The sequence below is a fragment of the Mucilaginibacter sp. genome, assembly GCF_036568825.1.
Classification (GTDB): Bacteria; Bacteroidota; Bacteroidia; order Sphingobacteriales; family Sphingobacteriaceae; genus Mucilaginibacter.
The window spans coordinates 1-9328 of sequence record NZ_DATCRU010000079.1 but is presented as its reverse complement, the minus strand read 5'-3'; the positions used below and the strand labels follow the sequence as shown (position 1 = coordinate 9328).

Here is a 9328-nt window from a genome sequence, read left to right as displayed (position 1 = left end):
GAGTTAATATATGAGCAAAAACAAACGGGTAGTAGTTATCGGCGCAGGCTTTTCGGGCCTGGCAGCTTCGGCTTTGATGGCCAAAGAAGGTTATAACATTACTCTCCTCGAAAAGAACGATCAGCCCGGCGGCAGGGCCCGTATTTGGGAGAAAGACGGCTTCCGCTTTGATATGGGGCCAAGCTGGTATTGGATGCCTGATATCTTCGAGAATTATTTCGCCCTGTTTGACAAAAAGGCCTCTGATTTTTATGACCTAAAAAGACTTGATCCCGGCTATCGGATTTATTTTGATCATAATGATTTGATTGATATCCCGGCAAAAATGAATGAGATTGAAGCCTTATTTGAAAGCATTGAACCGGGAAGTGCAAAAAAACTAAGATCATTTTTAGCCCAGGCTGAAACCAAATATAGAACCGGGATGGGTGAGTATGTTTTTAAACCATCGCATTCCATAACTGAGTACTTCGACTTTGATCTGATCAAAAAAAGTTTTAGCCTACAATTGCTTACTAGTATGAGCAAACATGTCCGAGGGTATTTCAGAAATCCTAAGTTGATTCAATTATTGGAGTTCCCTGTACTGTTTCTAGGAGCAACTCCCCAGAATACGCCTGCCTTATACAGCATGATGAACTATGCCGACCTGGTTTTAGGCACCTGGTACCCGATGGGCGGCATGCACGAAATTGTAAAAGCGATGGTAAGCCTTGCTCAGGAGCAAGGCGCGAAAATCGAACTAAATACAGAAGTAAACAAGATCAATATTGAAAATGGTTATGTGCGATCAGTCAGTACCAACAAAGTCGATTACCCGGCGGATATGGTAATAGCCGGAGCAGATTACGAGTATGTCGATCAGCATTCGATTGATGAACCCTATCGAAACTACACAAAAAAGTATTGGGATAGCCGTACCCTATCCCCTTCCTGTCTCATCTGGTATATTGGCGTCAATAAAAGGTTGCCCAGCATACGGCATCATAATTTATTTTTTGATGAAGATTTTGAGCAGCACGCCCAAAACATTTATACTGAACCAAAATGGCCGCAAAAGCCGCTATTCTATGTGTGCTGTTCTTCTAAAACTGATCCGGCTGTCGCGCCTGAAAATTGTGAGAATTTATTTTTCCTAATGCCGGTAGCGCCTGGTATTGAGGATAACGAAACTATTCGCCAGCAATATCTTGATCTGATGATCTCGCGCTTTGAAAAAGTCACAGGGGAAAAGATCAGTGAAAATATCATCCTAAGCAGAAGTTATGCCTTAAAGGATTTCAAAGCTGATTATCATTCCTTTAAAGGTAACGCCTATGGGCTGGCGAATACTTTAAAACAAACCGCCTTTTTGAAACCTGCTATGAGGGCAAAAAAAATCAGGAATCTACTTTATACAGGGCAGTTAACCGTGCCTGGGCCGGGAGTTCCGCCAGCGATTATTTCGGGGCAGGTAGCGGCAAAAGAGGCAATGAAATATTTAGCCTCACCTAAATCCTCTCCAAAGGAGAGGACTTCAAATTTAATGTAGTTTCTCCCTCTCCATTGGAGAGGGCCGGGGTGAGGCCGCCTAAAATCAAATAACCTGCCGTAGCAGGTTATTTGATAATATATATGGAGTTGTCAAATACGGGCTAGTCTTCGGCGTAAACAGGTTTTTTGATGCCATTGTCATAAGCTTTCAGGTTCTTTTTCAAAAGCTTGCGTGCAACGTGAATTCGGGTTTTTACGGTACCGATCGGGATATCCAGGTGATCGGCTATTTCGTGATATTTATGTCCTTCAAAATACATGGTGAACGGTACATAGTAGTCTTCAGGCAGCCTGTCTAAAGCTTTTTTGATGTCGTCCATCACGAATTTTGATTCACCGTTATTTTTTGTTGAGCTGAAAACCAAGTTGGCAGAAGATATCTCTTCAGACTTGGTTACAAACGTGCTCATTTTAACAAAACGGCGGTAGTTATTTATGAAAGTGTTTTTCATGATGGTATATAGCCATCCTTTCAAGTTGGTCCCTTCTTTAAACTTATTGTAATAAGTTATGGCTTTCAACATTGTATCCTGAACAAGGTCGTTAGCATCATCTGCGTCGCGGGTGAAGTGAAGGGCATATGACCTTAGCGAAGTTGCCTGACGCAGTACCATGGTGTTAAACTCGATTGTTGTCATTCTGTTAAAGTTTTGTATTGAGTATTAGACAAACATGATACCGCTTTGAAAAAAGAGCAAGGTTGCATAGAGTTGCACACACCGGATTTTATATATGAGTTAAGCTAAATCGATGGAAACAACAGGAAAATAAACCGACTGAAAAACAGTCATTTAATTGTAATTATATCGCTTTTTGAGAACAGGAACAGCGGATTGAAGCGTGGTGTGGGATTATAATAATTTTCTTAATTAGAATAAAATTTAATTAATAATATTCACTTCGCGTTCAAGCAAAACGCCAAATTTACTGTACACACTGTCTATGATTTGCGACGAAAAACTGTACACTTCTTCACCTGTAGCACCTCCGTGATTCACTAAAACAAGCGCCTGGTTCTTCCATGTTCCTGTGTGGCCGACTACTTTTCCCTTCCATCCGCACTGCTCGATCAGCCAGCCGGCGGCTAATTTTACTTGTCCGTTGCTTGCCGGATAGTTCACTACTTCAGGAAATTTGGAATAGACCTGATCGAATATATCTTTTGAGATCACCGGGTTCTTAAAGAAACTACCGGCGTTACCGATAGTTGAAGGATCAGGTAATTTGGATACACGTATATGCGATACTACCTGTGATACATCCTTAATAGTAGGATTTGTTATACCGCGGTTAGCCAACTCCTGCTCAATCGCTCCGTATTTCAGATTAAGGTTAGGGACTAATGATAATTTGAATTTTACCGAAATAATGATGAACTTCTCTTTCAATTCATTTTTGAATATGCTATCGCGATAACCAAAGCGGCAATCTTCATTCGTGAATTTCCGAAATGTACCTGAAGCGATTTCAAATGCCTGGCAACTATAGAATACATCCTTTAACTCAACGCCATAGGCACCGATATTTTGTATAGGTGATGCACCGACAGATCCGGGTATTAAACTCAGGTTCTCGACACCGGCATATTCCCGGGCTACGCAAAAGTTAACCAGGTCATTCCAAACTTCACCGGCACCGGCCTCAACAAAAACTTCATTATGATTAATACGGTGTTCGATGCCTCGGATATTGATGCGGATAACAAGTCCGTCAAAATCATTTACCATTAACATATTGCTGCCGCCGCCCAATACCAACCGTTCCATCTGCAACCATTGCGGATCCATAAACAACTCTACCAGTTCATCTTCATGTCCTATCTCGACAAAATATCTCGCCGAAACATCAATACCAAAAGTGTTAAAGTTTTTTAGGGATACGTTTTCCTGAATTTGCAGCATAGTTTGATTTCGGATTTCGGAAGTTCGATTTCGGATTTGTTTGGTGGCGAATTTCGGAATTTTAGTTGGGATTGGGATTTCGTAATTATATACTATTCGATTATTAAAGTATTAATCAAGTTGTCTGTAAGCTCCCTTTCAGATACTAGTGCCCAATCACTATTGCATTCCGGGAAAGCATTTCTAGAGTAGCCTGCGCGATTATTGAAATCAAATATGGCATGGCAGTAATCATTTATCAGTAATGACGCTATTAATCCATCATTAGTCCAAAAAATTTGAATTTTGCACGAATTTTCCTTGTCAACAACATCCGCCACGTTATAAATATGTAAGGCATCTAGAATTTTAGAGTCATCCCCTCCATTTACTGCGTAAAAATAACCTGTGGTAAGGTCATCTTCAAAAACGACCCCAAATGATTCATTGGGAGAATCACTTTTGAACCATGTATCCTCTCCAACAATAAAAGACTCTTCAATATCTAAAATCATTTTGATCAATTAAACTGCAATAAATAAAATATCCACCGAGAAAGACTCAGTTCTTTAAAACTAACAAAAAAGCGGTCTATTAAACCGCTCTTATTAAAAATCTAAAATCGTAAATCCGAAATCTAAAATCAAATATGAATTGGCCTGTTCTCTGTAGCTGCCAAACAAGCCTCCCTGAATGCTTCAGTAAATGTTGGGTGCGCATGGCTCATCCTTGAAACATCTTCTGCTGACGCGCGGTATTCCATCGCTACAACAGCTTCGGAAATCATATCCGCCGCACGCGGGCCGATCATGTGTACGCCTAATATTTCGTCGGTAGTGGCATCAGCCAAAACTTTTATAAAGCCATCCAAATCGCCGCTTGCTACAGCACGACCGTTTGCCCTGAACGGGAACGACCCGGTTTTATATTTTATGCCTCTTTCTTTCAGTTGCTCTTCGGTCTGACCAACCGCTGCAACTTCAGGCCAGGTATAAACTACACCGGGGATCAGGTTATAATCAATATGTGGTTTTTGTCCGGCTATGATCTCGGCTACCATAGTACCCTCATCCTCTGCTTTGTGTGCCAGCATTGCGCCACGGATCACGTCGCCAATAGCGTAAACACCTTTCACGCTGGTTTCCATATGCTCGTCAACGGTGATCTTGCGACCGCGTTCTTCTACCGTCAGGCCGATCTTATCCAAACCTAAATTATCCGTATAAGCTATACGGCCAACAGCTACCAGGCAGTAATCGCCTTTTAGCTCTTTTTTCTCGCCGTTTGGTGCATCAAACGTTACGGTTACTTCTTTTCCTTTTACTGTAGCGCCCGTTACTTTGTGACCGGTATAAAATTCCATACCCTGCTTTGAAAGTACGCGTTGCAACTCTTTGCCTAAGCCGCGGTCCATTGTCGGGATGATGGAATCCATAAACTCGATCACCGATACTTTGGCGCCTAAGCGTTTGTAAACTGAACCCAGTTCTAAACCAATCACACCGCCACCGATCAGGATCAGGTGTTTGGGAACTTCAGTCAGCGTTAAAGCCTCGGTTGAGGTGATGATCCTTTTTTTATCGTTTTTGATAAAAGGCAATGCAGACGGTTTTGAGCCTGTTGCTATAATGATATTCTTACCGGTGATCTCCTGCTCGGTGCCATCCGGTTTTTTGATGATGATGGTGTTTTTGTCCTTAAATGAGCCGATACCTTGTATACCGTCGATCTTGTTCTTTTTAAACAGGAAGCTGATACCGCTGGTATTCTTGTTTACCACTTCTACTTTACGCTTCATCATCTGCTCCATATCTACCGAAAGATTATCCAGGTTGATACCGTGGGTTTTGAAAGAATGAGACGCATTATAATAATGCTCCGATGAATCTAACAAAGCTTTTGACGGGATACAGCCCACATTAAGGCAGGTTCCGCCGTAGGTAGCATATTTTTCAATACAAGCAGTTTTTAACCCCAGCTGGGCGCAGCGAATAGCAGCTACATAGCCACCAGGACCCGAGCCGATAACGATAACATCATATTGCATAGTAAATGTATTTTTTGTGGTGCGGCAAAGGTAAGTATTTTAGAGATTAGTGATTGGTTAATTAGAGATTAGTTGACTTTCAGGTTATAAAGCTTCTGTCACAATCATAGCGATGGGTTTGAAACCCATCGCTATGATTGTGAGCGCTCCCCATATTTTACCCCACACTCACCGCATTGTAACACTTATGTGCTAAAATCAACTTATTGCTGATATAGTTGCTAAATTTAAACCACCCGATTAAGTTCGCTGAATGAAACGACTATTTGCCTTCCTGTTTGCCATTGGCTTCACGCACAATTATGTGCACGCACAGCTTTTGGTCGATAAGGATAAATTTACCCACGCCGACTCTTTACGCGGAACGCTTACACCGTTACGCACTTGCTACGATATCAATTATTATCATTTGGATGTGAAATTCGATATCAATAATAAATTCATCAGCGGCAGCAATGCGTTTAAGTTTACTGCTACGCAGGATTTTACTAAACTGCAGTTCGACCTGTTCGATAACCTGAAAATTGAAAAGGTAGAATACAAAGGCAAAGAACTGCCATACAAACGCGAATTCAATGCAGTATTTGTGACCTTCCCTGAAAACATAAAAAAAGGCAGCAAGGATGAGTTTACCGTCTATTTTTCAGGCAATCCAACCATTGCCAAAAATGCTCCCTGGGATGGCGGCGTAGTATATACACAAGATCCTACAGGCAAACCCTGGGTTGCTACAGCCTGCGAAGGTGTGGGCGCGAGCATCTGGTGGCCAAATAAAGATCATTTATCTGACGAAGTAGACAGTATGCTCATCAGCATCAGCGTACCCAAAGGATTAAAAGATGTATCAAACGGTCGCCTGCGTAAAGTGACTGATTTAGGTGATGGTTATACCCGCTATGATTGGTTTGTGGCTAACCCGATCAACAATTATGACGTGGCTGCCAATATTGGGGACTATACTGAATTTACTGATACCTACGACGGCGAAAAAGGCAAGCTTGACCTGGACTACTGGGTACTGCCATCAGATCTTGAGAAAGCAAAAAAGCAATTTGCAGCCAACGTAAAACCGATGCTTAAAGCATTTGAATATTGGTTTGGGCCATATCCATTCTATGAAGATGGGTATAAACTGGTGGAAACACCACATTTGGGTATGGAACATCAGAGCGCTGTGGCCTATGGTAATCATTTCCTGAATGGCTACTTAGGACATGATCTTTCCGGTACCGGCTGGGGATTGAAATGGGACTACATCGTTGTCCATGAAAGCGGGCACGAGTGGTTTGGCAACAACATTACTGCAAAAGACCTGGCTGATATGTGGATCCACGAAAGCTTCACCTGTTATTCAGAAGGGCTTTTTGTTGATTATCAATATGGAAAGAAAGCCGGAGAAGAGTATATCCATGGTGCACGAATGGGCATTGAAAATAGCAATCCAATAGTAGGCGTATATGGCGTGAACAAGGAAGGCTCAGAAGATATGTATTCCAAAGGCTCAGTATTGCTCAATACAATCAGGACCATAATTAATGATGATGAAAAATGGCGCGGCATCCTTCGTGGGCTGAACAAGACCTTTTATCACCAGACCGTTACTTACGATGATATTATTGATTATATAAATAAGGAATCAGGTATGAATTTATCGCCGGTGTTTAATCAATACCTGCATTATAAAGGCTTACCAATCCTGCAGTTTACCTGGAAAGATGGCAAACCCTATTGCAAATGGATAGCCGATGCTAAAAACTTTGATATGCCTGTAAAAGTGCGAATTAAAGATGGGGAATATAAATTCATAAAACCAACCACCACTTTGGGTCCGGTCAATATTCCGGGAGCAACCAAAGCTAATTTGCAGATCGATACTTTGAATTATTATATAAAGACTTCGGGGTTGTAGAAGCCTCACCCCAACCCCTTTCCAAATGGAGAGGGCTTTCATTTTAACTGAACTTTTAAACCATGATAAAGAAATCAATTCTCTTCACCATCGCAGCGTCGCTAATCGCGCTAAATTCATTCGCGCAGTTGGGGACTAATAAAGAAACATTTACCCGTGCTGATTCGCTTAGGGGCTACCTTACCCCTTTGCGTACTTGCTATGATATCAACTACTACCATCTGAACGTGAAGTTTGATATCCCGAACAAGTTCATCAGCGGTAATGTGCTATTTAAGTTTACTGCTACGCAGGATTTCGCCAAACTGCAGTTCGACCTGTTTGCTAACCTGAAAGTGGAGAAAGTAGTTTATAAAGGAAAGGAATTGCCATACACCCGCGAGTATAATGCGGTGTTTGTAACCTTCCCGCAAACTATTATTAAAGGCAGCAAGGAAGAATTCACGGTTTATTATTCAGGTAACCCAACCATTGCCAAACGAGCCCCGTGGGATGGCGGCGTTGAATATAATGTAGATTCATTAGGTCATCCGTGGGTATCGACTGCTTGCCAGGGTATGGGCGCCAGCGTGTGGTGGCCGAATAAAGATCATCAGTACGATGAGGTAGATAGCGCCCTGATCAGTATCAGCGTGCCAACTGGCTTGAAGGATGTTTCCAACGGTCGCCTACGTAAAGTGACTAAACTGAAAGACGGTTATACCCGCTTCGATTGGTTTGTGGCGAACCCGATCAACAACTATGACATTGAGGCCAATATCGGCGATTATGCGCATTACAGCGATATTTATGACGGCGAAAAAGGCAAACTAACACTTGATTTTTGGCCGTTAAGTTATAATCTCGATAAAGCTAAAAAACAGTGGGGCGAAAATACCAAACCCATGCTAAAAGCATTTGAACATTGGTTCGGGCCATACCCTTTTTATGAGGATGGTTACAAGCTGATAGAAACTCACCACCTCGGCATGGAGCACCAAAGCGGAACGGCTTATGGCAATCATTACCACAATGGCTATTTAGGACGCGATCTTTCGGGCACCGGATGGGGATTAAAATGGGACTTTATTGTAGTGCATGAAAGCGGCCATGAGTGGTTCGGCAATAACATCACCTCAAAAGATCTGGGCGACATGTGGATCCACGAGAGTTTTACCAATTACTCTGAGTCATTATTTATCGAAACCAAATGGGGCAAACAAGCTGGGCAGGAATATGTACACGGCACCCGTTACCTGATCGCGAATGACCGCCCTATCGTTGGCCCATATAATGTGAACAAGGAAGGTTCGGGCGATATGTACTATAAAGGCGGTAACCTGCTGAATATGGTTCGCACCATCATTAATGATGATGAAAAATGGCGTTCCATTCTTCGCGGGCTTAATAAAACATTCTATCATCAAACAGTTACTTATGATGATATTGTCAATTACATCAATGAACAATCAGGGATCAACTTATCACCTGTTTTCGATCAGTATTTACGCTATAGAAACCTGCCAATACTAGAGTTCATGACCAATCGTGAAGGTAAGCTAGCTGTCCGCTGGCAGGCTGATGCAAAAGGCTTTAACATGCCGGTAAGGGTCAAAGTAAAAAGCGGTGAATATCAATACATCAAACCAACTATGCGCTTTACCCCGGTAACTATTGAGGGTGCTACTAAGGATAATATTGAAGTGGACACATTCAACTATTACATCGGAGTATTGGTTGACTAATAGAAAAAAAATTGTCATGCTGAACAGAGTGAAGCATCTATTCCGTGAAGCTGTTAGGTACTAAAAGTATGCGTGTAATGGATTCTTCGCTCTCGCTCAGAATGAACTGTGTTTAAAAGCAAATATTTTTTGAATAATCTTGTTGATATTTTGATTGTGCTTTAGCAATAGCAAATGCTTGTTTCAGTAGCTTGTTAGCTACTGCAATTAAAGCCAGCTTCTTAGCTTTCCCTTT

At 41.9% G+C, this 9328-nt stretch carries 7 protein-coding genes and 1 pseudogene; 3 read left to right on the top strand and 5 right to left on the bottom strand.

Annotated features, from left to right (window positions below; translation table 11 throughout):
* Positions 1-10 precede the first annotated feature (10 nt).
* Complete coding sequence (locus VIM89_RS17740) at positions 11-1531, top strand: phytoene desaturase family protein (RefSeq protein WP_488157517.1); 1521 nt, start codon at positions 11-13, stop codon at positions 1529-1531.
* Positions 1532-1634: 103 nt separating this feature from the next.
* On the opposite strand, the gene VIM89_RS17735 is transcribed toward VIM89_RS17740, so the two are convergent.
* From VIM89_RS17735 to lpdA, 4 genes are all read right to left on the bottom strand, one after another.
* Entirely contained in the window at positions 1635-2171 is a 537-nt protein-coding gene (locus tag VIM89_RS17735; RefSeq protein WP_488157516.1) for an RNA polymerase sigma factor, read from the bottom strand.
* A gap of 243 nt (positions 2172-2414) precedes the next feature.
* Entirely contained in the window at positions 2415-3449 is a 1035-nt protein-coding gene (gene murB / locus VIM89_RS17730; RefSeq protein WP_488157518.1) for a UDP-N-acetylmuramate dehydrogenase, read from the bottom strand.
* Positions 3450-3526: 77 nt separating this feature from the next.
* Entirely contained in the window at positions 3527-3928 is a 402-nt protein-coding gene (locus VIM89_RS17725; RefSeq protein WP_488157515.1) for a DUF2251 domain-containing protein, read from the bottom strand.
* Between the two features lie 128 nt (positions 3929-4056).
* On the bottom strand, positions 4057-5460 hold the full coding sequence (gene lpdA, locus VIM89_RS17720) for a dihydrolipoyl dehydrogenase (RefSeq protein ID WP_488157514.1): 1404 nt from the start codon (positions 5458-5460) through the stop codon (positions 4057-4059).
* 253 nt (positions 5461-5713) lie between these two features.
* Between lpdA and VIM89_RS17715 the strand changes: the two genes are divergently transcribed.
* Together VIM89_RS17715 and VIM89_RS17710 are read left to right on the top strand one after the other, a co-directional pair.
* Positions 5714-7369: a M1 family metallopeptidase gene (locus tag VIM89_RS17715; RefSeq protein ID WP_488157513.1), complete on the top strand. Its 1656-nt coding sequence runs from the start codon at positions 5714-5716 to the stop codon at positions 7367-7369.
* A 62-nt stretch (positions 7370-7431) separates the two neighbouring features.
* The gene (locus tag VIM89_RS17710; protein WP_488157512.1) at positions 7432-9093 is read left to right on the top strand and encodes a M1 family metallopeptidase; all 1662 of its coding nucleotides are present in this window, start codon (positions 7432-7434) and stop codon (positions 9091-9093) included.
* A gap of 112 nt (positions 9094-9205) precedes the next feature.
* On the opposite strand, the pseudogene VIM89_RS17705 reads toward VIM89_RS17710, so the two are convergent.
* Positions 9206-9328, bottom strand: a pseudogene (locus VIM89_RS17705) (IS110-like element ISCaa14 family transposase); the annotation flags it as partial.